Genomic DNA, 23,874 nt, shown 5'->3' with positions numbered 1-23,874 from the left:
CCATGCTGAATCCGCTCCTCGCCGCCTGCACCCTTTGCCTAATTGCCCCCGCGGCCTGGGCCGCCTGCGCCACGGACGCTGAAATTGCCGCCTTTGTCGAAAGCTACAGGGCCAAAACCCCGGCCCAGGCGCTCTCCCCCGGCGGCAGCATGCAGGACGCGCTCTGCTCCCAGGCCAAACTCGCCGCCGCGCTGGAGCCGCATTCGGGGCCGGTGATCGGCTACAAGGCCGGCCTCACCAGCAAACCCGCGCAGGAGCGCTTCGGCGCCTTCGAGCCGGTGCAGGGTGTGCTCTATGAACGCATGATGCTGGAGGACGGCACCACGCTGAACGCCCGCTGGGGCGCGATCCCGATGGTGGAGGCAGACCTGGTGCTGGTGGTCGCAGATGCGGGCATCAACAGGGCAACAACGCCTGCGGAGGTCCTGGCCCATATCTCTGCCATCCGCCCCTTCATCGAACTGCCCGACCTGACGCTCGCCAAGGGCCAACCCTTTACCCCGGAAACCATCACCGCGATGGGTGTCGGCACCCGGCTCGGCGTCCTCGGCGCGCCAGTGAGGGTAGAGGACCCGGCAGAGATGTCCCGGATGCTGGAGGAGATGTCCGTCACGATGCGCGACGCGGCCGACGGGGTGCTGGTGCAGGCACCAGGCCGGGCGGTGCTGGGCAACCCGGTCAACGCCGCGCTGTGGCTGCGCTCCAAGGGGGTGGAGTTCAAAGCGGGCGACCTGATTTCCGTCGGCTCTTTCGGCCCGCTGTTCCCGCCGCGCGCGGGCAAGGGCGGGGTCAGCGTCACCTATCAGGGGCTGCCGGGCGATCCGGTGGTGCAGGTGCAGTTCAAAGAATAATCCGCCACCGCCTTTAAGAGGCATTTCGCTTCGGGCAAAGCCCGAAGCGACCCGCGCCGCGCGTGCGGCGCGGCGCTTGGCCCAACCAGAATGGATTCCGCAAGGAAGCCAGGAATGGGCGGGAGCGCCCCGGTTTTTTGCTGAACTGCCTACCGCCGCCCTTCGCGCAGCCAGCCCGCAACGATGAAGAAGGACGCCAGCAGCAGCGCCAGCCAGCCGGGCAGCAGCGGGCCCTGGCTGACCGAGAGCGTCTCATAAGCCTCCCGCGGGGTCAGGCCGATCCAGCCGCGCCCCGCCGCAGGCCGCCCGGCCCGCACGCTGCGCAAAGCGGGCATCCCGTCCTCCAGCCGCAAGACGCCACCGCGCAGGGGCTCCAGCATCGGCGCCAGCACTGATCCGGTGGCAATGGTTTCCTCGAACTCCTTCGGCGCGGCAGGGCCAAGCCCCACCACGGTGGTCTCGCCGCCTTCTTCCAGCCGGTACAATCCCGGCTCCGGCCCCTCATAGCGGGTTTCCCACTGGCCCGGTGCGGTCCGGCGCAGCTCCAGCACCACCGCCGAGCCATCCGGCGCAGTCACCGTCACCGGCCCCGCCTGACCCGCCAGCGTGCGGCGCAGGATGCGCATCCGCTGGCCCGTCACTTCGGCCCACAGCGCCTCCTCCTCCAGCTCCGGCTCCTTCATCATCCAATGCGCCAGCCGCCGCAGCAGCTCCAGCTGCGGCCCGCCGCCCTCATAGCCGCGGCTCCACAGCCAGGCGTGGTCCGAGGCCAGCAGCGCCACCCGGCCTTCACCCACCCGGTTCAGCACCAAGAGTGGCCGCTCGCCCGCGCCGCTCATCAGCACATGGCCCTCCGGCGTCCTCAGCTCGATCTGGCGCAGCCAGCGGCCCCAGTCCGCCGCGCCCTCCAGCCCCGAGGTCACGGGATGCTGCTTGCCCAGATCGGTGACTTCCGGGCGGTAGGCCTCCTCCAGCACCCGCGCCGAGGGTTCCGCAGGCAGGATCAGCGACAGCGGCGAGCGGTAGATACTGTCGGCACTGGCAAAATCGGGGCCGGCCGCCACCAGCACCGCGCCGCCGCCCATCGCGTAATTGGCGACATTGTCCAGATAGACCGCCGGCAGGATGCCGCGCCGCTTGTAGCGGTCAAAGATGATCAGGTCGAAATCCTCGATCTTTTCCAGGAACAGCTCGCGGGTCGGGAAGGCGATCAGCGACAGCTCCTCCACCGGCACCCCGTCCTGCTTCTCCGGCGGCCGCAGGATGGTGAAATGCACGAGATCCACCGCGCTGTCGGACTTCAAGAGGTTGCGCCAGGTGCGCCCGCCCGCATGCGGCTCGCCCGAAACCAGCAGCACCCGCAGCCGGTCGCGCACCCCGTTGATCTGCACCAGCGCCGCGTTGTTGCGCGCGGTCAGCTCGCCCGGCTCTTCCGGCACGCTGAACTGGATCACGTTGCGGCCGCCGTGCTGCAGCACCACCGGCAGCTCGAAATCGACACCGACCGGCAGGGTGAACCGCTGCGGCGCATCGCCGCCGACCGAGATATCCAGATCGGCAAAGCCGCCCTGCACCGGCACTGCGCCCTGATCCTCGATCCGCAGCGTCAGCTTCACCGGCTCGCCGATGATGGCAAAGCCGGGCGCGTTCTTCACAATCAGGCGCCGGTCCCAGTCGTCTTCGCGCCCCGTCAGCAGCAGATGCATCGGCGCGGGCAGGTTCACGGGCTGCCCGGCGTCATGCACCTGCCCGTCGCTCAGGGCGATGATTCCCGCCACCCGCGCCCGCGGCTCATCCGCCAGCGCCTGGGCCACCGCCGCCATCAGCCTTGTGCCCTCGTCGCCTTCGCCATCCGGCACCGTGACCCAGCGCACATCGGTGCCGGGCCGGTCCGCCAGCGCCGCCTTCAACTGGCTGCGCGCCCGCGCCATCTGCTCGGGGCGATACCGCAGCCGCTGGCTGGCGGTCTGGTCCTCAGCCACGATCACGATGTCGCTGAGCGGCGCGCGGTCCTCGCTTTGATGCACCGGCCCGCTGAGAGCAGCCAGCAGCACCAGCGCGGCCAGGGCGCGCAAGGCCCAGCCCGACAAACCCTTCCACAGCCCCAGCAGCAGCGCCGCCAGGGTCACTGCCCCCGCGGCCCAGATCACGGGCCAGGGCACCAGCGGGTCGAACAGGATCGTCTGCGTCATGCCGCCACCCTCATTGCCCCAGCCGGTCTAAGAGGGCCGGCACATGCACTTGGTCGGATTTGTAATTGCCGGTCAGCACATGCATCACCAGGTTGACGCCAAAGCGGAACGCCAGCTCCCGCTGCCGCTCGCCGGCATAGCCGCGCCCGACCGGCAGCAAGGGCCGGCCGTTTTCATCCACCGCCCAGGCCGCGGCCCAGTCGTTGCCGCCGATCACCACCGGCGTCACCCCGTCGTTCAGATTGCGGAAGGGGATGCCCTCGGCCTGTTCCGCATCCGGCGGTGCCGCCTCGACCCAGACCGGGCCGCGGCTGTGGCGGCCGGGGAAATCCTGCAGCAGATAGAACGCGCGGGTCAGCACATGGTCCTGCGGCACCACCTCCAGCGGCGGAATGTCCAGCGGCAGCGCAATCTGCTGCAGCCGCCGCGCCGCCGGGCTGGTGGCGCCGGAGGCCGTCAGATCCGCATCGCGGGTGTCAAACAGGATCATCCCGCCCGCCCGCAAATAGGTGTTGAGCTTGCCGTAAGCCTCCGGCGAGGGCAGCGGCTGGTCGCGTGTGACGGGCCAGTAAAGCAGCGGATAAAACGCCAGCTCATCGCGCTCCAGATCGACACCCGCCGGCGCGGCGGGCTCGACCGAAGTGCGGAAGAACAGCGTGTCCGTCAGCCCGCGCAGCCCCGCCGCGGCGACCCGGTCCACCTGCGCGTTGCCGGTCAGCACGTGGGCCAGCACCAGCTCCGAGGCAATGGCCGCCGCCCGCAGATCGTCTTCGGATTGTGCTTGCGAGGGGGCGGGCAGGGCGGTGTCCTGCGCCCGCAACTCCTGCGCCGGTACCAGCGCCGCCAGACCCAGCGCCGCCGCCAGTGCCGCAGTGCGGGCGCGGCCCAGCAGGCCGGAGACCGCCAGCGTGCCCAGCACATCCAGCGCCAGAAGTCCCAACGCCAGCGTCAGCAGCGCGCCGCCCAGCGGCAGCTCCTGCGGCGCGCCGTAGCCGCTCACCGCCACCGAGGCCGGCCAGCGCGCCGCCATCAATTCATCGCCCGGGCGCAGCACGTTGCGCGCCAGCATCCGCCGCCCGCCGTCATAGACCCCGGGCCGCAGCTCCGGCCCCGCGGGCGCCGCCACCAGATCCGGGCCTGCCACGCCGGGCAGCGTCTCTGCCGCCTCCAGCCGGCCAAAACCGTCCAGCACCGCCACCGGTGTCCAGGTGGTGCCTTCCAGGTCGCCGGCCTTGGGCGCCGCGGCGGAGGAGGACACCGCGAGCCGCTCCAGCATCGACACGAACAGGCCCGACAGCGGCAGGCTGCTCCACTCCGCATTGGCGGTCACGTGGAACAGCACCACCTGGCCCTGGCCCAGCGTCTTGCGCGTCACCAGGGGCGTGCCGTCCGCCAGTTCTGCAATCACCCGCTGCGCCAGCTCCGGGTCCGGCTGCGCCACCACCTGCGAGCTGATCGAGACCTCATTAGGCACCGCCAGCCCGTAGAAGGGTGAGCTCTCGGCAAAGGGCGCCAGCGTCTTCGGCTCTCCCCAGCTCATGGCGCCGCCGATGCTGCGGCCGCCAATGCGCAGGCGCACCGGCATCAGCGGTTCTTCACCCGCGCGCGCGGTATCGCTGGCCGCCAGCCGCGGCCCGGCAAAGCGCAGCAGAAGCCCGCCGTTTTCCACCCATTCGATCACCGCCTCTTCCTGCGCCGGCGCCAGCCGCGCCACGTCGGCCAGCACGATCACATCCGGGTTGGCCGGCAGCAGGTCCCGCAGCGCCCCTTCCAGCAGCTCCGCCGAGGGCGCCAGCGCCTGGCGCAGGTAGTGCAGCGGCGACAGCAGCGCCAGACCCTCATCTGCGCTTTCGGAGGACACCAGCGCCACCTCGCGCCGCCGCAGGCTGTCATCGGTCAGCGCCACCGCGCCCGCAGACTTCACGCCGCGGATTTCAAACCGCGACAGCCGCGCGCGCAGCTCCGCGGGCAGCGACAGTTCAGCCGAAGCCGCCCGCGCCCCATCTGCAAACCGCAGCGGCAGCGAGGCCAGGCTGCGCTCGGTGCCGCCCGGATCCTTGCCCTGCGCCACCACCGTGATTTCCTGCGCGGGTCCCGCGCGGCTGCGCTGCACCGTCAGTTCGATCGCCCCGCCGGTATAGCTGGCGGGCAGCAGGCCCAGAACCGGCAGCGGCTGTTCGAAAACCTCGATCTCGCCGCGCTGCCCCAGCGCCTCGACCAATGCCCCGCGGCCCGGATAGTCCAGCCCGTCGCTGAACCAAACGGTGTCAAATCCGCCCTCGGCGCCGCCAATCGCTGCCAAGGCCTGCTGCAATTGCTCCGGCCCTGGCTGCCAGGGCAGAGGCGCCAGCCCGGCCAATTGCCGCTGCCAGTCGCTGGCGGCACGGAACTGCAAGGCCTCCGGTGCGCTCAGCCGCAGCACCGCTACCGGGCGTTCCGCCCGCCCGGCCTCGTCCAGCTGCACCGCGGCCTGGGCGCTGGTTTGCTTCCAGCCCGCCGCGCCGCCCCAACTGGCGTCCATTACAATGAGCAGCGGCCCGCTGCCGCCCGCGTCCTCGGTGGAGGGATTCAGCACCGGCCCGGCCAAGCCGATGATCGCCGCCGCCACTGCCAAGAGCCGCAGCAGCAAGAGCCACCAGGGCGTGCGGTCCGACAGGCTCTCGTCGTCCTTCAGGCCCAGCAGCAGCGTCACCGCCGGGAACGGCTGGCGCTTCGGCGCGGGCGGAATCGCCCGCAGCAGCAGCCACAGCACCGGCAACGCCAGCAGCCCCAGCAAAAGCCAGGGCGCGGTAAAGCCGATGCCCGCAATCATTGTCATGGCGCGGTCCGCTCCAAAGCGTGATAGAGCCACATCAGCGCGTTTTGTGCTGAGTCGCCAGTGTGATGCTGCCCGAACCGCCATCCCGCCTCGTGGCAGAGCCGCTCCAGGGCCGCGCGCCGCTCAGCCAGCCGCTCCAGATAGCGCTCCTGCAGGGCAGAGGCCTTCAGTGTTTCATGTGTGACACCGCCCGCGATGCTCTCGAACAATGTGCGCCCGGAAAAGGGAAACGCCTCCTCCGCCGGGTCCAGCACCTGCAGCAGCACCCCCCGGACGCCGCGTGCGGCGGCCTTGGACAGCGCCTGCTCCACCGGCTCATAGGGCCCCAGGAAGTCCGAGATGAACAGGGCGCGGGCGTGCGGGATCAGGGCGCGGCCGTTGGGCGGGGCGTAGTCTTCCTCTTGGTCATCCGACAGCGCCTCCGCCAGCCGCAGGATCTGCACATTGCCGCGCCGGGGCGGCAGGCTGCCGCCAGTGAGGCCCACCCGCTCGCCGCCGTGGACCATCAGCACCGACGCGGCAAGGCCCAGGAGCCGGGCCTGATCAATCTTCTGCGGCAGCTTGGGCGAGGACGCAAACCGCATCGACGCACCAGTGTCCACCCACAGATGCACCGTCTGCGAGATATGCCACTCCTGTTCGCGCACATACTGGATGTCGCCCATGGCAGAGCGCCGGTGGTCGATCATCCGACGGCTGTCGCCGGCCTGGGCCGGGCGGTACTGCCAGAAATCATCGCCGGTGCCAGCCCGGCGGCGGCCATGCTCGCCCATCAGGACGGACCCGGCCAGATGCCGCGCCTGCACCAAGAGGGGCGGCAGGGTGCTGGCCTCGGCCTCTGCCCGGTGCCGCAGTCCAACCGCAGCCTGAGAGGCGGCAGGCCTGGTCACGCGGCGGCCCCGGTCCGGGCCAGTTGGCTCGCGGTTTCCTCGATCAGCGCCGCCAGGCTCTCACCGCGCGCCCGCGCGGCAAAGTTCAGCTGCATCCGGTGGCTCAGCACCGGCTTCGCCATGTCCAGCACGTCCTCGGCATTGGGCGCCAGCCGCCCCTCCAGCAGCGCCCGCGCCCTGACCGCCAGCATCAGCGCCTGCGCCGCCCGCGGGCCCGGCCCCCAGGCCACGGTCTGCGCCACGTGATCGGACACGCCCGGCTCCTCGGGGCGGAACGCACGGACCAGGTCCAGGATCATCTCCACCACCGATTCGCCCACCGGCATCCGCCGCAGCAGGGTCTGCGCTGCGATCAGCTCAGCCGGGGTAAACACCTGATAGGCCTGTGCCTCCTCGGCGCCGGTGGTGGCCAGCAGGATGTCCCGCTCGGTCGCGCGGTCCGGGTATTTCACGTCGATCTGCAGCAGGAACCGGTCCAGCTGCGCCTCCGGCAGCGGATAGGTGCCCTCCTGCTCGATCGGGTTCTGGGTTGCCAGCACGTGGAACGGCGCGCCAAGGCTGCGGTCCTCGCCCGCCACCGTCACCATCCGCTCCTGCATCGCCTGCAACAGCGCCGACTGGGTGCGCGGGCTGGCGCGGTTGATCTCATCGGCCATCAACAGCTGGCAGAACACCGGCCCCGGCACGAACCGGAACGAGCGGTGGCCGTCGGCGGCGGTGTCCAGCACCTCCGAGCCCAGAATATCGGCGGGCATCAGATCGGGGGTGAACTGGATGCGGTTGCCGTCCAGCCCCATCACCGTGCTGAGGGTTTCCACCAGCCGGGTCTTGCCCAGGCCGGGCAGGCCAATCAGCAGCCCGTGGCCGCCGCACAGCAGCACCGAGAGGGTGAGGTCCACCGCCCGCTCCTGTCCGATAAAGCGTTTGGTGATCGATACGCGCGCCTCTTGCAGCTTGGCTTCCAGCGCTTCGATATCACCCAGCAGATCGTCCGTTTCAGGCATGACATTCCTCGTTTCCCGGATATATGCTGTTACTCTATCGCGCTGACTGGAAATGGCAAAAGCAATGAGCGGACAAAAACCCGTGACCCCCGATGCCGAGGGTATCGCCGTTGCGGCGAAAGCGGCCGGCAAAGGCAAGGGATTGCCGCCCGTCCACCTGTGGAACCCGCCGTTCTGCGGCGATCTGGACATCCGCATCACCCGCGACGGCAGCTGGCACTACCTCGGCACGCCGTTCACCCGCTTCGAACTGGTCAAGCTGTTTGCCTCGATCCTCAAGCTGGAGGAGGGCAAGTACTACCTGGTGACCCCGGTCGAGAAGGTCGGCATCACTGTCGAGGACGCGCCATTTGTGGCGGTGGATTTCGATGCGGCCGGGCAGGGCCGCGACCAGGTGATTACCTTCACCACCAATATCGGCGACACCGCCGCAGCCGGCCCGGAGCATGTGATCCGGGTGGAGCGCGACACGGAGACCGGCGAGCCGTCGCCTTACGTCATGATCCGCGCCGGGCTGGAGGCGCTGATCGACCGCAAGAGCTTTTACCGGCTGGCGGAGCTGGGCGAGCACCACGGAGACTGGTTCGGCGTGTGGTCCGGCGGCACGTTCTTCCCGCTGATTCCGTCCGCTGAGCTGGACGAGACCTGAACTCCTAGCTGGCGGGAGCATCCTCCAGCAGCTCGGTTTCGACAAAGGCACATGCAAAATCGTTGCCGTTGATCACATCGTGTTCGACTCCGGCCTGGCGGAAGTAAGGCACTCCGTGCCGCATCACAGCTTCGGTTCGTGACCCGTCGGGATGTGCGATCTCCAGCACCCCGTCAAACAGAGGCACCACGACATAGTCGAATTCATGCCGGTGCCAGCCTGTGTTGTCGCCGCGTTTGGCAAAGCGCCATTCGGTTACGCGGACCCGGCTGTTATCTAATCTGATGCACGGTTTGGCAGATCTTTTTGCATCACACATGGCTTCCTCCTTTGATGGCGCCAGCCTAGGCCGGTACCGGGCACAGGTATTATCTCCACTTTCCTGCACCAATGCAGCCAGTTGCTTGCAGACGGCAAAAACCAGCCCGCCTTCGGTTAACGAGAGTTTAATAGGAAAATTCTGCACTTTTGACGCCTTGGCGGCCCGCCGGAGCGGCGCTAGACCAGCAGTCAACAAGGAGAATCCTATGCCCCGCTTCGCGGCCAATATCTCGCTGCTGTTTGCAGAGCTGCCCTATCTCGACCGGTTCCAGGCCGCCGCCGCGGCAGGGTTTGAGGCGGTGGAGATCCTCTTTCCTTATGAAATCGCCGCCAAGGAAACCCAGCGCGCGCTGATGTCCAACGGGCTGCAGCTCTTGCTGATCAACGCGCCGCCCCCCAACTACACCGGCGGCATGCCCGGCTATGCGGCGGTGCCGGAAGGCACCGACCGCTTCCAGCGCGACATCCGCCGGGTGCTGCGCTACGCAGAGGCGCTGAAGGCGGGCAAGATCCACGTGATGGCGGGCTATGCCAAGGGGGCGGACGCCCAAAGGACCTTCATCGAGAACCTGCAATGGGCCGCCGACCGCGCGCCGGAGCAGCAATTCACCATCGAACCGCTGAACAGCGGCGACCAGCCCGGCTATTTCCTCGATGACTACACCCTGGCGGCAGAGGTGCTGGATGCGGTGGACCGGCCCAACGTCGGCCTGCAGTATGACGCCTACCACGCGCAGATGATCCACGGCGACGCGCTCAAGGTCTGGGAGACCTTCGGCCCCCGCGCCGTGCATGTGCAGATCGGCGCCGCCCCCGGCCGCTGCGAGCCGGGCACCGGGCCGGTGGATTTCCAGGAGCTGTTCGCCGCCATCGACGCCAGCGGCTATGACGGCTGGGTCAGCGCCGAATACACCCCCTCGACCCGGCGCACCGAGGACAGCCTTGGCTGGATGGGCTGACCGCCAGGCCGCTCTGCGCAGATACCTGTGCAGCGGCGCAGATTGTTCCGCATTCCAGGCACCGCATATCTCCTGCAGCCCCCGGCCACCGCCGCCGCCAAGGAGACAGCCATGATCCCCGCCCGTTTCGCCCCGCTTCTGTCCGGCTTCCTGATGTCGTTGATGATGTCCTCGATCGTGTCGGGCATCTCCACCCTTCGGGTCACTGGCGCGGATGGGGGCTTTGCCGCCGCCTGGCTGACCGCCTGGGCCTACAGCTGGCCGGTGGCCTTGCCGGTTGTGCTGCTGGTGGCGCCGCTGGTGCGCCGGATTGTGGCTATCGCCATCCGCCCGCCGGATGCGGCATGATGCCCGCGGCAGGCCGGAATACACATTCGTGAATTGAAATGTGTTTTCCGGTACGGCATAAGCTGCCGCAACAGTAAAAGGACCCCGCCAATGCTCCCCGCCCGTTTTGCGCCCGTGTTGTTCAGCTTGATCCTGTCGGGGATGATGTCCTTCATCGTCACCGGCGTCGCCACCTGGAAGGTGCTGGGCTTCGGCACAGGTTTCGGCGGCGCCTGGATGCAGGCCTGGACGCTCAGCTGGCCGATCGCCTTTGCCGTCGCCTTCACCGCTGCGCCGCTGGTGCGGAGGCTGGTCGCGAAACTGGTCAAACAGCCGGCAGGCGGCTGAGGAGGGGCGCAATTCAGGCAGGGGGTGCTCCCGCCCGCTGCAAGCTGCATCAAAGATGCAGCAGCAGCCGTTGGGCGCGGCGCCGCTGGCGCGGCTAAAGGGGTTTGCTGAGAAGCCCCTAAGGGCAGGTCTTCCCTTGAGGGGCGTTTCCGATTGTTTTCAGGGCGGGCCGCGTCAAGGGCAAGCCGCGCTGGGTGCGCGGAGGCTGGCGCCTCCCTTGACCCGGTGAGGGGAGGGCGCGGCAAATTCCGCGCCGCGCCAGCGGCGCCACGCCCAACGCGATGAGATCGCAAGATCGAAGCCGGGCGGGAGAGTACCCCCGCCGGCACCGCAGAGCGCGCCTTAGTGCGCCTCGGCCCAGTTCAAACCGCGGCCTGCGTCCACCACCAGTTTCACGTCCAGATGCACCGCCGGGTCGGCGGCGTTCTCCATCACCTGGCGGGCGGCGGCGATGGTTTCCTCCACCGCCGCTTCCGGCACTTCGAACAGCAGTTCGTCATGCACCTGCAGCAGCATCCGCGCGGGCAGATGGGCGATGGCGTCCGGCATCCGGATCATCGCCCGGCGGATCACATCCGCTGCTGTGCCCTGGATCGGCGCGTTGATCGCCGCGCGTTTGGCAAAGCCCGCCTTCGGCCCCTTGGCGTTGATCTCCGCGGTGTGGATCTTGCGCCCGAACAGGGTTTGCACATAGCCGTGCTCCTTGGCGAACTCGACAGTCGAATCCATGTATTTTCGGATGCCCGGGAAGCGCTCGAAATACCGGTCGATGAAGCCCTGCGCGTTCTTGCGCGGAATGCGCAGGTTGCGTGCCAGGCCAAAGCCGGAAATGCCGTAGATCACACCGAAGTTGATCGCCTTGGCCTGGCGGCGGATTTCCGGCGTCATCTGCTCCAGCGGCACCTCGAACATCTCCGAGGCGGTCATCGCGTGGATGTCCTGCCCTTCGGCAAAGGCCTGTTTCAGCGTGTCGATCCCGGCCATGTGGGCCAGGATCCGCAGCTCGATCTGGCTGTAGTCGAGCGACAGCAAGACATTGCCCTCTTCCGCCACAAACGCCTCGCGGATGCGGCGGCCTTCCTCGGTGCGCACAGGGATGTTCTGCAGGTTCGGATCGGTGGAGGCCATGCGGCCGGTGCTGGCACCGGTCTGGGCATAAGACGTATGCACCCGGCCTGTCTCTGCGTTGATATGGTCCTGCAGCGCGTCCGTATAGGTCGACTTCAGCTTGGACAGCTGCCGCCAGTCCAGCACCCGGGCCGGCAGGTCATGCTCGGTCGCCAGATCCTCCAGAATATCCGCCCCGGTGGCATAGGCGCCGGTCTTGCCCTTCTTGCCGCCTTCCAATCCCATCTTGTCGAACAGGATCTCACCCAGCTGCTTGGGCGAGCCGACGTTGAACGTTTCCCCCGCCAGCTCGTGAATCTCGGCTTCCAGCCCCGCCATCTTTTGGGCAAAGGCATTGGACATGCGCGAGAGGGTATCGCGGTCCACCTTGATGCCGTTGCGCTCCATATCCGCCAGCACCGGCACCAGCGGCCGCTCCAGCGATTCATAGACCGTGGTGACCCGCTCCAGATGCAGCTGCGGCTTGAACTTCTGCCACAGGCGCAGGGTGATGTCGGCGTCTTCGGCGGCATAAGGCACCGCGTCGTCAATCGCGACCTTGTCAAAGGTGATCGCCGATTTGCCGGAGCCCAGCAGCGGCTTGATCGGGATCGGCGTGTGGTCGAGGTAGCGTTCCGACAGCGTGTCCATGCCATGCCCGTGCATGCCTGCGTGCAGCGCATAGGACATCAGCATGGTGTCGTCGATCGGCGCCACATCCACCCCGTAGCGGTGCAGGATCTTGGCGTCGTATTTCATGTTCTGACCGATTTTCATGATCGCCGGATCTTCCAGAACCGGCTTCAGCATCGCGACCGCCTCGTCCAGCGGCATCTGCCCCTCGGACAGGCCCTCGCCGCCAAACAGATCATCGCCCCCGGCCTTGTGCGCCAGCGGGATATAGCAGGCCTCGCCCGCCTCGACGCACAGCGAGATGCCGACCAGGTCGACGACCATTTCATCGAGGCCGGTGGTCTCGGTATCCACCGCCACCCAGCCGCGGTTCCGGATGCGGTCGATCCAGATCTGCAGCGCCGCGGCATCGCGGACGCATTCGTATTTTTCCTTGTCGAACGGCACCGCTTCCGGCGCCTCCGCCGCCGCGGACACCGCTGCCGCTTCCGGCTCTTCCGGGATCGCAGGCGCCTCCATGCCCAGCCGGTCGGCCATGCGCTTCGACAGGGTGCGGAATTCCATTTCGCTCAGGAAGGTCAGCAGGGTCTCCGCATCCGGCTCCCTCACCTCCAGATCATCCAGGGTGAAGTCCAGCTCCATGTTGCAGTCCAGCTGCACCAGCTTCTTGCTGAGCTCGATCTGGTCCCGCTTCTCGATCAGGGTCTGGCGGCGCTTGGGCTGTTTGATCTCTTCCGCCCGGTCCAGCAGCTCCTCCAGCGAGCCATATTCGTTGATCAGCAGGGCGGCGGTCTTGATCCCGATCCCCGGCGCCCCCGGCACGTTGTCGACGCTGTCGCCCGCCAGCGCCTGCACATCCACCACCCGGTCGGGGCCGACGCCGAATTTCTCCACCACGCCGTCGCTGTCGATGCGCTTGTTCTTCATTGCGTCCAGCATCTCGACGCCGCCGCCGACCAGCTGCATCAGGTCCTTGTCGGAGGAGATGATGGTCACCCGCCCGCCGGCATCGCGCGCCTGATGCGCCAGCGTTGCGATGATGTCATCGGCCTCAAACCCCTCGATCTCCTTGCAGGCGATGTTGAACGCCTTTGTCGCCTCGCGGGTCAGCGGGAACTGCGGCACCAGATCCTCCGGCGCCGGCGGGCGGTTGGCCTTGTAGAGATCATACATCTCGTTGCGGAACGACTTGCCGGAATAGTCGAAAATCACCGCCACATGGGTCGGCGCATCCGGGCCCTTGTTGTCCTCGACCTGCTTGAACAGCATGTTGCAGAAGCCCGCCACCGCACCGATGGGCAGCCCGTCGGATTTGCGGGTGAGCGGCGGCAGCGCGTGATAGGCGCGGAAGATGAAGGCCGAGCCGTCGATCAGATGCAAATGGCAGCCCTTGCCGAATGTTGTCCCGCTCATTGTGCGCCGCGCTCCCGTTGGAAATCCGTTCGTGTTCTGTTTCCCGGTTATCGGTGATCCGGCAGGGAAGGGCAATTGGAGTTTGGGGCGGGGGCGGAGCTGTGCGCACAAGAGAAACTGGACGCACAGCTCAGCCACAGGTAGAGGAGGTTTATGCAGGACGCCGATGGGAAAACTGAATACGAAGTGGAGCCGCTGGGCCAAAGCAGCGGAGACTGCAGTTGTTGCGGCAAGGAAACCCGTTTGGCTTGGGGTTTTGTTCATTCACCGGCAGGCACGGTGGCCAGCTATTATGTGCATTGGACGACTGGCGTCGGGCTTGATAGCCACCCCGCCAACTATGACTTCATCATCGGACCTTGGGGGGAGGGCGCATCCCCTGCTGACCGCGTTATCGTTTCTCTGATGCATTTTGAGAATGAAGACGGCCCGGGTGTTATGGTTATCGATGCAGGCAGCCGCCCGTCTGCAAAAAGTGGATTGGCTGCCAGCGCTTTTGATCGTGAAAACGTGGTTGGAACCGAGATGGCCGCGATCGCATTTGCAATCTTTGATGCGGTCTATTTGCAGGATCCCCGGATCTACGGCTGATCACGGTCTCGCTGTCGGCCACAGCCAAAGGTAAGTGTGCTCCGTTCAAAACACCCCCATCGCCAGCCCCGCGCCCAGGGCTTGCCCCAGCTCGCGGCAGACCTCCAGCTCCTCCTCCGGGATCACCTTCTCCGCCAGGATCGCCTCCGGCGTCTGCGCATGGGTGCAGATAATCAGCGGCACCTGCACCTCCTTCAGCCGCCAGCCGGTGGCAATCCGGGCGCACTGCCGCGCCGCGTTCTCGCCGTCCGAGCCGGCGCAGACCATCTGCGCATAGGGCCGCCCGTTGAGGCGCCCCAGAACCGGGTAATAGCAGCGGTCGAAGAATTCCTTCATCTGGCCGGACAGCGCCGCCAGGTTTTCCGGCGCGCAGAAGACATAGCCGTCCGCCGCCAGCAGATCCTCCGGCCCGGTGTCCTCAGCTCGTTTCAGAATGGTGTCCGTCTCAGCCCGCGCGGCGTCAAACGCGGCCTCCGCCATCTGGCGGCTGCCGCCGGTGCGCGAGTGATAGACGATCAGAAGCTGTGCCATCAGCCGCAGCCCATGCCGCCGGCACAGAGGCCAGAAGCCTGGATCACTCCGCCGCCTTGGCCGCGTCCTCGTAGATGAACTTGCAGTCGCAATAGGGGCATTCGACCCAATCCTGCCCTTCCGGGATCTGCAGATAGACCCGCGGATGCCCCAGCGCGCCCTCGCTGCCGTCGCAGGCCACCTTGCGGCTGTTCACGGTCCTGGTTTCCGGCGCTTCGATGGTCATGGCTGGCAGTCCTTTCACTTTTCGGCTAGGCGCTTTTATGAGCCAAGGAAAAACCGGGGGCAAGAGCGGCGATGACAGGCGATGCAATCCGTATCGAGGCTTTGCGGAAAATCTATGGCGGCCACGGGGGGCAGCCTGAGAAACACGCGCTGAAGGGTGTCGACCTGACGGTGCCGCGCGGCTCGGTCTTCGGCCTCTTGGGGCCGAACGGCGCGGGCAAGTCGACGATGATCAACATCCTGGCAGGGCTGGTGCGCAAGACCTCCGGCAAGGTGTCGATCTGGGGCTTCGACCAGGATGAAAACCCGCGCCAGAGCCGGGCCGCCATCGGGGTGATGCCGCAGGAGCTGAACCTGGATCCCTTCTTCACCCCGCGCGGCGCTCTGGAGGTGCAGGCGGGCCTCTACGGCGTGCCCAAGCACGAGCGCCACAGCGACGAGATCCTGCGGATGATCGGGCTCACGGACAAGGCGGAGGCCTATGCGCGGACGCTGAGCGGCGGCATGCGCCGGCGGCTTCTTCTGGGCAAGGCGCTGGTCCACCGCCCGAGCGTCCTGGTGCTGGACGAACCCACCGCGGGCGTCGACATCGAGCTGCGCCAGATGCTGTGGGAGAACATCCGCAAGCTGAACGCGCAGGGCATGACCATTATCCTCACCACCCATTACCTGGAGGAGGCCGAGGAGATGTGCGACGAGATCGCCATCATCAATCAGGGCGAGGTGGTGGCGCGGGACAGCAAGGCCAGCCTGCTGGGGCGGCTCGATGCCAAGACGATGGTGGTGCAGCCTGCGGTGCCGGTCACAGCACTGCCGCAGGGCGCGGGCATCGAGGCCGAACTGCGCGAAGACGGCGCCGTCGCCCTGCGCTACCGCAGCCAGGCCACCAGCGCCGAAGACGTGCTGGCCGCGGTCCACGCCGCTGGAATTTCGATCCGCGATGTGAAGACCGAAGAGGCGGATCTGGAGGATGTGTTCCTGGCACTGACCAAGGCGGGGTGAGGGGGAGGCACCTCTGCCCGGTGACTGATGCGGGACAAAGACGGCATCCGAAAAGGCGAATGCTATTGAAACGCGTCAGTCTTACAGGAATGACTCCAGTTGCCCGATCGCCCGGTCAATCTCCTCTTCAGTGTTGTAGTAGTGCGGGGCTATACGCAGAACAGTGGGTAGGTTCCGCCGCTCCGCATCTATACGGGTACTGGAAGCCGGAGAAGAGCCGATGACAAAACCGGCCTCTACCATCATGCGGACGATTTTTTCAGGCTCCGCCCCATCCACTGTGAAGCTGACAATACCGCTTTGATGCAGGCCGATGTCGCGCAACTGGATGGACGGATTTGCGTTGAGCAGCGTGCGGCAGCGTTTGGAGAGACTGGCGACACGGGCTTCGATGGCCTCAATGCCAACGGATTCCGCGTAGTCGAAAGCGGCACCAAGCCCCGCGCGCAATGCGTAGGAGTTCTCCCATGTCTCGAAACGGCGCGCGTCATCGCGCAGCGCGTATTCGTCAATTGCGACCCAAGGAGCGCCGAAGTGGTCGATCATCGCCGGTTCCAGCGTTTCCAGCCATTGTTCACGGACATACAGGAACCCCGTTCCACGCGGCCCTCGCAGGAACTTGCGACCGGTTGCTGACAGGAAATCGCAGCCCAGCTCATTGACATCAATCCGCATTTGGCCAGCTGCCTGGCAGGCGTCCAACAGGAAAGGGACACCGTATTTTTTCGCAATCCTGCCGACATCGGCTGCCGGGTTGACCAGACCCCCATTGGTGGGAACCCAGGTGATGGCAATCAACCCGACATCCTCATCCATGGCCGCTTCCAATGCGTCGAGATCCAACGCGCCCGTTTCGTCCGACGGGACAACTTCGATCGTCAGGTCGTCCCTTTTTGCCCGCTGGAGAAAAGCAACGTAGTTTGCCGCATACTCGGCCTCGCAGGTCAGAATGCGCGTTTTCGCTTTCAACGGAAGCGCGTAAAACGCATGACACCATGCGACGGTTGCATTCTCCATAAGCGCAATTTCGCGGGTTTTTGAGCCAATGTGCTGGGCGACAGACTGATAGACACCGTCTAGGGCGTCCGCCCTTTTCGCCTGCGCCTCATAACCGCCGATCTGCGCTTCCAGAAGCGTATGATTCATGACAGCGTCGACAACCGGCCGTGGCATCAATGCGGAACCCGAGGCCAGCAGATGAACACTGTTTGCAATACCGGGTGTTTCGCTTCGAACCTGTTCGATATCCATTCTTTGAGTCACTATCTGCCCGCTGCCGCTTCCGAAATGATTGCTACAACTGCACTGTACTTCCGGTCAACAAGCCTGTCCGCTTCAGGCTCGGAGCAGCCGTCCGCTGCATACTGGATGCATGTCTGCTTTCTGTGTGGTGCCGCCGTCCTTGCAATATGGGATTGTACTGCAAGGAGGGTCATAGGCGATTTTGAATGTGCCTGCGGTCCGTTAGGCTGGCGGGGTATTAACGGAGCCGTCTGCGGCTGGGGGCTTTCAGTCTGAAGCCAATCCTCTGGTTCTACCCCCGGTCGATCCGCGCCTGGTAGCAGTTGTTGCGCGACGACCGGATGTGGATGTAGCTGACCCGCTCATCCCCGAAAATCGCTTCCGCCTGCCCCATCATCTCCGCCTGCGGGATCACGATGCCGGTGCCGTAAACGATCCGGTGATCGGCGCTGTAGCCCTTGATCAGGTAATCGGGGGAGCCTTTCAGGGCCTCCGGCACCGCCTCGCCGTCATGCCGCGCGCAATGATCCGCGCACAGGAAGATCGGCCCGGTCTCGGCATAGGGCTGCGCCTCGGGGAAGGGGCGGTGGGCCAGGATCAGCATGCCCTTGCCTACGGGGATGTAGTGCAGGCAGTGGCGGCAGGGGTTCTTGCCGCCGTCCGAGACCGAGCGCTCCGGCATCTGGCCGTGGGCGTCGGCGCCGCCATCCTGCAGGGCGCGGGCAATATCTGTGGGCAGGGCGGTGATCTTGGTCATGGGGTTTCTCCTTTGCTGCCAGCACCCTGCCCGATCCGTTCCGCCGCAATCGACCCGGATCGTGCGCATCCCGCAGAGGGCTCGAAACAAAGCCCTCCCGCCCGCCGTGCAGGCATTGAAAATGCCCTGCGGCGGTTGGGCGTGGCGCCGCGCTGGCGCACGGCGCAGCACCGCAATCCCGCAGGACTCCACATGGGAACAAAACGGGAATATCATGCGACTCATGTTCGCCGAATTCGCCTGCCTCTCGAACTTCACCTTCCTCACCGGGGCCTCCCATCCCGAGGAGTATGCGGCCCGTGCGCTGGAGCTGGGGATCGCGGCGGTCGCCATTGCCGATGAAAACTCGGTGGCGGGCATCGTGCGCGCCCATGCGGAATGCCGCGACATTGCCCGCCGGGTGCGCGAGCGGCTGGCCTGGGACCGCACGCACACGCCGATCGGCCCGCCGCGCCCCGCAGATATTCCGCAGCCCGCCTCTTTCCCGGTCTATGACACCGTGCGGCTGATCCCGGCGGCAAAGCTGATATTCACCGACGCGCCGGAGGTGATCGCGCTGCCCGTGAACCGCACCGGCTGGGGCAGCCTGACCCGGCTGCTGTCCACCGGGCGGCTGAGGGCGGAGAAGGGCAGCTGCATTCTGCACCTCGCCGACCTTCTGGAGTTTGCGGACGGCCTCCACCTGCTCCTGCTGCCGCAGGCGGGACAGGACCCGCGCGGCGCGGATGGATGGGCACCGCATATGGACGCGCTGACGCGCCGCTTTGGCCCCCGCATGCACCTGCTGATGGCGCCCGCCTATGACGGCGGCGACCGGGCGCGCTTTGCGCAGCTGGCGGAGCTGGCAAAACAGCTGAACCTGCCCCCCTTGGCCAGCGCCGCGCCGCGGATGCACCACGGCAGCCGCCGCCGCCTGGGCGATGTGCTGACTGCGATCCGCCTGCGCCGCAAGGTCGAAACCCTGGGCCGCGCCGCCATGGCCAACGGCGAGCAGCGGCTGCGCTCGGAACGCGAAATGCGCCGCCTGTTCCGCGGCCACGAGGAAGCCGTCGACAATGCCGCCCGGCTGGCGGACCAGCTCACCTTCTCACTGGATGAGCTGCGCTATGACTACCCGGACGAGGGCAGCGCGCAGGAAACCCCGCCGCAGCGCCTGCGCAGGCTCGCCGAGGAGGGTCTCAGCTGGCGCTACCCCGGCGGCGCGCCGCAGCGGGTGCGGACGCTCTTGGAGCATGAGCTCGCCCTGATCGCCAAGCTGAAGTACGATCCCTATTTCCTCACCGTGCGCGACATCGTCGCCTTTGCCCGCTCCCGCGGCATCCTGTGCCAGGGGCGGGGGTCCGCTGCCAATTCGGTGGTCTGCTACTGCCTGGGCGTCACCTCCGTCAGCCCGGAACTGGGCACCATGGTGTTCGAGCGTTTCGTCAGCGAAGCCCGCGACGAGCCGCCCGACATCGACGTCGATTTCGAGCACGAGCGGCGCGAGGAGGTGATTCAGTGGATCTACGAGCGCTACGGCCGCCACCGCGCGGGCCTCTGCGCCACGGTGATCCACTACCGCGGCAAGCGGGCCATCCGCGAGGTGGGCCGCGCCATGGGCCTGACCGAGGACACGATCTCGGCGATGTCCTCGCAGCTCTGGGGCTTCTTCAGTGCCAAGGGGGTGGAGGCCGAGCGGATGCGCGAGATCGGGCTGGACCCGAACAGCCGCCGCCTGCAGCTGACCCTGCAGCTGGTGGAGCAGATCATCGGCTTCCCCCGGCATCTGTCACAGCATGTGGGCGGCTTTATCATCACCCAAGGCCGTTTGGATGAACTGGTCCCGATCGAGAATGCCACCATGGAGGGGCGCACGGTGATCTGCTGGGACAAGGACGACATCGACACGCTGGGCATTCTCAAGGTCGATGTGCTGTCCCTGGGCATGCTCACCTGCATCCGCAAGGCGTTTGACCTGATGCAGCAGCACCACCAGCTGGACTACAGCCTCGCCACCCTGCCGCCAGAGGACCCCGAGGTCTACAACATGCTGTGCCGCGCCGACAGCATCGGGGTGTTCCAGGTCGAAAGCCGGGCGCAGATGAACTTCCTGCCCAGGATGCGGCCGCGCTGTTTCTATGACCTGGTGATCGAGGTGGCCATCGTCCGCCCCGGCCCGATCCAGGGCGACATGGTGCACCCCTACATCCGCCGCCGCAACAAGGAGGAGCCGGTGCATTTCCCCTCCGACGCGCTGGGCGAGGTGCTGGGCAAGACCCTTGGCGTGCCGCTGTTCCAGGAGCAGGCGATGCAGATCGCCATCGTCGGCGCCGGGTTTTCGCCCGAGCAGGCCGACCGGCTGCGGCGCTCGCTCGCGACGTTCAAGAAACACGGCAGCGTCAGTGAATTCCGCAGCCTGTTTCTGCGCGGCATGGCAAAGAACGGCTATGACACGGAGTTCTCCGAGCGCTGTTTTTCCCAGATCGAGGGTTTTGGCTCATACGGCTTCCCGGAAAGCCACGCCGCCAGTTTCGCGCTCTTGGTCTATGCCTCCGCTTGGATCAAATGCCACCATCCGGGCATCTTTGCCTGCGCGCTTTTGAACTCGCAGCCGATGGGGTTCTACGCGCCCGCCCAGATCGTGCGGGATGCCCGCGCGCATGGGGTCGAGGTGCGGCCGGTCTGCATCAATAACTCCTACTGGGACAACGTGATGGAGCCGGATGGCCAGGGCGGGCTGGCGCTGCGGCTGGGGTTCCGCCAGATCAAGGGGCTGCGCGACGAGGATGCCGCCTGGCTGACGGCGGCGCGCGGCAACGGCTACCACGAGGTCGAGGACGTCTGGCGCAAGGCAGGGCTGGCACCGCCGGTGATCGAGCGGCTGGCCGAGGCGGATGCCTTTGCCGCGCTGGGGCTCAGCCGACGCGAGGCCTTGTGGGCGGCCAAGGCGATCACCGCCCGCAAGCCCCTGCCGCTGTTTGCCCGCGAACTGGACGGCGAGGCGATCTGTGAGCCGGAGGCGGACCTGCCGCAGATGGGCCTGGGCGAGGAGGTGGTGGAGGATTACGTCGCCATGCGCCTGTCGCTGCGCGCCCATCCGGTGGCGCTGATCCGGCATTTGCTGACGCCGCAGAACAGGAGTGGCGGCGCGGAGGGCGGGCCGGGGAGTTGAGTATTTGGGCAAAGAAGAAGCGGGCAGGGGCCGCAGAACATCGGCGGCGACTCAAGGGGCAGCGTGGAAATGAGTATTTGGGGAAAGATGAAGCGGCGTTGCTGGGGTACCGCGCCGTGATAACGCCAACTGTGGCAGGAAAGCCGGTTCACCCCGGCGCGGCAAGGCGTTAGAAGGCTTGCGAAGCTTTCCTTGCCCCGGAGATGATCCATGACCGCACCCAAACCCGTTGTCCTGTGCATTCTTGACGGCTGGGGCAGCGGCGAGCCTGGCAAGGCAAACGCGCCCTACCTGGCGCAGACACCAACCTTTGATGCGATCATGGCCAAAGGGCCGGCAGCGAAACTGATCACCCACGGGCCGGATGTGGGGCTGCCGACCGGGCAGATGGGCAACTCCGAGGTCGGCCACACCAACATCGGCGCGGGCCGGGTGGTGGCGATGGACCTGGGCCAGATCGACCTGGCGATCGAGGAGGGGTCGTTCTTCGAAAACGCGGCGCTTCTGGATTTCATCGAGCGGCTGAAGGAAACCGGCGGCGCGGCGCATCTGATGGGGCTGGTCTCGGACGGCGGCGTGCACGGGCATATCAACCACATCCTGGCGGCGGTGAAGGCGATCCATGAGGCCGGCGTGCCGGTCTGGCTGCATGCAATCACCGACGGCCGCGACGTGGCGCCGAAATCGGCCTTCCGCCACTTCCGGCGGCTGGAGGAGCGGCTGCCCGAAGGCGTGCGGATTGCCACCGTCACCGGCCGCTATTTCGCGATGGACCGCGACAACCGCTGGGGCCGGGTCAGCGAGGCCTATGACGCGATGATCCACGCCAAGGGCCGCCCCGGGCAGACCGCCCATGGCGCGGTGGACCATGCCTATAACCAGTCGGAAACCGACGAGTTCATCGGCGCCACCGTGCTGCAAGGCTATGAGGGCGTGAAGGACGGCGACGGGTTCTTCTGCCTCAATTTCCGCGCCGACCGGGCGCGGGAGATCCTGCGCGCCATCGGCGAGCCGGGCTTTGCTGAGTTCGACACCGGCACCCGCCCGAAACTGGCGGCGCTCCTGGGCATGGTGGAATATTCCGACAGCCACAATGACTACATGACCACCGCCTATCCCAAGGCGGCGATCGTCAACACCCTGGGCGCCTGGGTTGCCAAGCACGGCAAGACCCAGTTCCGTCTGGCCGAGACCGAGAAATACCCGCATGTGACCTTCTTCCTCAACGGCGGCAAGGAAGAGCCGGAGGAGGGCGAGGACCGCTATATGCCGAAGTCGCCGAACGTGGCGACTTATGACTTGCAGCCGGAGATGAGCGCGCCGGAGGTGACGGAGAAATTCGTCGAGGCGATCGAGGCGGGCTATGACCTGATTGTGACCAATTACGCCAACCCCGACATGGTTGGCCACACCGGCGATCTGAAGGCGGCGATCCGCGCCTGCGAGGCGGTGGACCGGGGGCTGGCCCGGGTGGTGGCGGCGCTGGAGAAGGCGGGCGGCGCGATGATCTTCACCGCCGACCACGGCAACTGCGAGGTGATGGTGGACCCGGTGTCCGGAGGCGCCCACACCGCGCATACGCTGAACCTGGTGCCGGTGGCATTGGTCGGCGGACCCGAAGGTGCGACACTGCGCGATGGGCGCCTGGCTGATCTGGCACCGACCATCCTGGAACTGATGGGGCTGGAGAAGCCGGCCGAGATGACCGGGGAGAGCCTGCTGTCATGATCCGGCGCGCGGGCCTTGTGCTGCTGGCCCTGCTGGCCGCGCCGCTGCAGGCGGCGGCGGACCCGGCGGACGCCGCGCGCGACGCGGCGGAGCAGCTGGAAGCGGCCTCTGTCAAGCTGCAGGATGCTGACAGCTCCCGCGACCGGGTGAAGGCGCTGACCTCCACCGTGCAGGCCTATGAGGCGGGGCTGGCTGCCATGCGCGACGGCCTGCGCCGGGTGGCGCGTCGCGAGGGGCAGCTGAGCGCCCAGCTGGCGGCGCGGCAGGAAGAAGTCTCGGGCCTCTTGGGGGTCATCCAGACCATTGAAACCTCGCCGCCGCCGGTTCTGATGGTGCATCCCTCCGGGCCGTTGGGCGCTGCGCGGTCTGCGATGATGCTGGCCGAAGTGACGCCGGCGCTGCAGGCGCGGGCGCAGATGCTGAAGGCGGATCTGGACGAGGTGCAGAGCCTGCGGCTGCTGCAGCAGAATGCGGCGAAGACGCTGGAGGAGGGGCTGGCCGGTGTGCAAAGCGCGCGGGTGCAGCTGTCCACCGCCATTGCCGACCGCACCACCCTGCCGAAACGCTTCACCGAGGACCCGGTGCGCACCGCCATCCTGATCTCCTCAACCGAGACGCTGTCGGGCTTTGCCGACGGTCTGGCCGAGATCGCCGGCGGCGGGATTGCTGCCAGCGAGGCCGACATCAGCGGATTGCGCGGCACGCTGCCCTTGCCGGTCGAGGGGCTGGTGCTGCGCGGCTATGGCGAGCGCGATGCCGCGGGCATTGCCCGCCCGGGCCTGCTGGTCGCCGCCCGTCCCCGGGCGCTGGTGACATCGCCCACGGCGGCCACCATCCGCTACCGCGGGCCGCTTCTGGATCTGGGCAATGTGGTGATTCTGGAGCCGCAGCCGGACACGCTGTTTGTGCTGTCGGGCCTGGCCGAGGTGTTCGGCGAGGCGGGGCAGGTGATCCCCGAGGGCACGCCGGTCGGATTGATGAGCGGAGAAAACCCGAAACCGGACGCAATCCTGTCAACAAGCGGTGAAGGGGGTGGAACTGACCGGACAGAAACGCTCTATATAGAAGTGAGAATGGACAACAGCCCGGTGGACCCGGAAACATGGTTCCGCACTGGAAAAGGTGGATGAAGGCT

20 protein-coding genes are annotated in these 23,874 nt (G+C 66.8%); 10 read left to right on the top strand and 10 right to left on the bottom strand.

Going from position 1 to position 23,874, the window contains the following annotated elements; genetic code table 11:
- The first annotated feature begins 2 nt into the window (after positions 1 to 2).
- A complete protein-coding gene (locus tag GKC28_RS17820) occupies positions 3 to 851 on the top strand; it encodes a 2-keto-4-pentenoate hydratase (RefSeq protein WP_174148356.1) in 849 nt (282 codons plus the stop codon).
- 149 nt (positions 852 to 1,000) lie between these two features.
- Here GKC28_RS17820 and GKC28_RS17815 read toward each other — a convergent pair whose 3' ends face one another.
- From GKC28_RS17815 to GKC28_RS17800, 4 genes are read right to left on the bottom strand one after another with little or no spacing between them, the layout of a single operon-like run.
- Positions 1,001 to 3,043 (bottom strand): hypothetical protein, encoded by a 2,043-nt coding sequence (locus GKC28_RS17815; protein ID WP_174148354.1) that lies wholly within the window; start codon positions 3,041 to 3,043, stop codon positions 1,001 to 1,003.
- Between the two features lie 10 nt (positions 3,044 to 3,053).
- Positions 3,054 to 5,861, bottom strand: coding sequence for a DUF4159 domain-containing protein (locus tag GKC28_RS17810; protein ID WP_174148352.1), 2,808 nt, complete (start codon positions 5,859 to 5,861; stop codon positions 3,054 to 3,056).
- On the bottom strand, positions 5,858 to 6,751 hold the full coding sequence (locus tag GKC28_RS17805) for a DUF58 domain-containing protein (RefSeq protein ID WP_174148351.1): 894 nt from the start codon (positions 6,749 to 6,751) through the stop codon (positions 5,858 to 5,860). Before GKC28_RS17805 ends, GKC28_RS17810 begins: the two co-directional genes overlap by 4 nt.
- A complete protein-coding gene (locus tag GKC28_RS17800) occupies positions 6,748 to 7,755 on the bottom strand; it encodes a MoxR family ATPase (protein WP_174148350.1) in 1,008 nt (335 codons plus the stop codon). The genes GKC28_RS17805 and GKC28_RS17800 overlap by 4 nt, the downstream gene beginning before the upstream one ends.
- 64 nt (positions 7,756 to 7,819) lie before the next feature.
- Between GKC28_RS17800 and GKC28_RS17795 the strand changes: the two genes are divergently transcribed.
- Positions 7,820 to 8,404: a DUF1285 domain-containing protein gene (locus GKC28_RS17795; RefSeq protein ID WP_174148349.1), complete on the top strand. Its 585-nt coding sequence runs from the start codon at positions 7,820 to 7,822 to the stop codon at positions 8,402 to 8,404.
- 4 nt (positions 8,405 to 8,408) lie between these two features.
- On the opposite strand, the gene GKC28_RS17790 is transcribed toward GKC28_RS17795, so the two are convergent.
- Entirely contained in the window at positions 8,409 to 8,723 is a 315-nt protein-coding gene (locus GKC28_RS17790) for a cupin domain-containing protein (RefSeq protein ID WP_174148348.1), read from the bottom strand.
- Positions 8,724 to 8,931: 208 nt separating this feature from the next.
- On the opposite strand from GKC28_RS17790, the gene GKC28_RS17785 reads away from it, so the two are divergent.
- The 3 genes from GKC28_RS17785 (at position 8,932) to GKC28_RS17775 (ending at position 10,359) form a co-directional block, all read left to right on the top strand.
- Complete coding sequence (locus GKC28_RS17785; protein ID WP_174148347.1) at positions 8,932 to 9,684, top strand: hydroxypyruvate isomerase family protein; 753 nt, start codon at positions 8,932 to 8,934, stop codon at positions 9,682 to 9,684.
- Between the two features lie 111 nt (positions 9,685 to 9,795).
- Positions 9,796 to 10,032: a DUF2798 domain-containing protein gene (locus tag GKC28_RS17780; RefSeq protein ID WP_174148346.1), complete on the top strand. Its 237-nt coding sequence runs from the start codon at positions 9,796 to 9,798 to the stop codon at positions 10,030 to 10,032.
- A gap of 90 nt (positions 10,033 to 10,122) precedes the next feature.
- Positions 10,123 to 10,359 (top strand): DUF2798 domain-containing protein, encoded by a 237-nt coding sequence (locus GKC28_RS17775; protein ID WP_174148344.1) that lies wholly within the window; start codon positions 10,123 to 10,125, stop codon positions 10,357 to 10,359.
- Positions 10,360 to 10,701: 342 nt separating this feature from the next.
- Here GKC28_RS17775 and polA read toward each other — a convergent pair whose 3' ends face one another.
- The gene (polA, locus tag GKC28_RS17770; RefSeq protein ID WP_174148342.1) at positions 10,702 to 13,512 is read right to left on the bottom strand and encodes a DNA polymerase I; all 2,811 of its coding nucleotides are present in this window, start codon (positions 13,510 to 13,512) and stop codon (positions 10,702 to 10,704) included.
- A 153-nt stretch (positions 13,513 to 13,665) separates the two neighbouring features.
- Here polA and GKC28_RS17765 point away from each other — a divergent pair, with 153 nt between their 5' ends.
- Positions 13,666 to 14,103 carry a hypothetical protein gene (locus GKC28_RS17765; protein ID WP_174148340.1) on the top strand — a complete coding sequence of 146 codons (438 nt, stop codon included), beginning with the start codon at positions 13,666 to 13,668 and terminating at the stop codon, positions 14,101 to 14,103.
- A gap of 45 nt (positions 14,104 to 14,148) precedes the next feature.
- Here the strand turns inward: GKC28_RS17765 and GKC28_RS17760 are convergent, their stop codons facing one another.
- The gene (locus GKC28_RS17760) at positions 14,149 to 14,634 is read right to left on the bottom strand and encodes a flavodoxin family protein (RefSeq protein WP_174148338.1); all 486 of its coding nucleotides are present in this window, start codon (positions 14,632 to 14,634) and stop codon (positions 14,149 to 14,151) included.
- Between the two features lie 43 nt (positions 14,635 to 14,677).
- A complete protein-coding gene (locus tag GKC28_RS17755) occupies positions 14,678 to 14,860 on the bottom strand; it encodes a zinc-finger domain-containing protein (RefSeq protein ID WP_174148337.1) in 183 nt (60 codons plus the stop codon).
- Positions 14,861 to 14,931: 71 nt separating this feature from the next.
- Here GKC28_RS17755 and GKC28_RS17750 point away from each other — a divergent pair, with 71 nt between their 5' ends.
- Positions 14,932 to 15,861 carry an ABC transporter ATP-binding protein gene (locus tag GKC28_RS17750; protein ID WP_174148336.1) on the top strand — a complete coding sequence of 310 codons (930 nt, stop codon included), beginning with the start codon at positions 14,932 to 14,934 and terminating at the stop codon, positions 15,859 to 15,861.
- A gap of 81 nt (positions 15,862 to 15,942) precedes the next feature.
- On the opposite strand, the gene GKC28_RS17745 is transcribed toward GKC28_RS17750, so the two are convergent.
- The gene (locus GKC28_RS17745) at positions 15,943 to 17,112 is read right to left on the bottom strand and encodes an aminotransferase class V-fold PLP-dependent enzyme (protein ID WP_174148334.1); all 1,170 of its coding nucleotides are present in this window, start codon (positions 17,110 to 17,112) and stop codon (positions 15,943 to 15,945) included.
- Between the two features lie 283 nt (positions 17,113 to 17,395).
- Positions 17,396 to 17,860 carry a DUF1203 domain-containing protein gene (locus GKC28_RS17740; protein ID WP_174148332.1) on the bottom strand — a complete coding sequence of 155 codons (465 nt, stop codon included), beginning with the start codon at positions 17,858 to 17,860 and terminating at the stop codon, positions 17,396 to 17,398.
- A 223-nt stretch (positions 17,861 to 18,083) separates the two neighbouring features.
- Here GKC28_RS17740 and GKC28_RS17735 point away from each other — a divergent pair, with 223 nt between their 5' ends.
- From GKC28_RS17735 to GKC28_RS17725, 3 genes are all read left to right on the top strand, one after another.
- The gene (locus GKC28_RS17735; RefSeq protein WP_174148385.1) at positions 18,084 to 21,011 is read left to right on the top strand and encodes an error-prone DNA polymerase; all 2,928 of its coding nucleotides are present in this window, start codon (positions 18,084 to 18,086) and stop codon (positions 21,009 to 21,011) included.
- Positions 21,012 to 21,221: 210 nt separating this feature from the next.
- Entirely contained in the window at positions 21,222 to 22,739 is a 1,518-nt protein-coding gene (gene gpmI / locus GKC28_RS17730) for a 2,3-bisphosphoglycerate-independent phosphoglycerate mutase (RefSeq protein WP_174148331.1), read from the top strand.
- Positions 22,736 to 23,869, top strand: coding sequence for a murein hydrolase activator EnvC (locus GKC28_RS17725; protein WP_174148329.1), 1,134 nt, complete (start codon positions 22,736 to 22,738; stop codon positions 23,867 to 23,869). Before gpmI ends, GKC28_RS17725 begins: the two co-directional genes overlap by 4 nt.
- Positions 23,870 to 23,874: the final 5 nt, after the last annotated feature.

Origin of the sequence: Leisingera sp. ANG59 (genome assembly GCF_013317235.1) — a bacterium.
Lineage (GTDB): Bacteria > Pseudomonadota > Alphaproteobacteria > Rhodobacterales > Rhodobacteraceae > Leisingera.
This window is presented reverse-complemented; position numbering and strand designations above follow the sequence as displayed.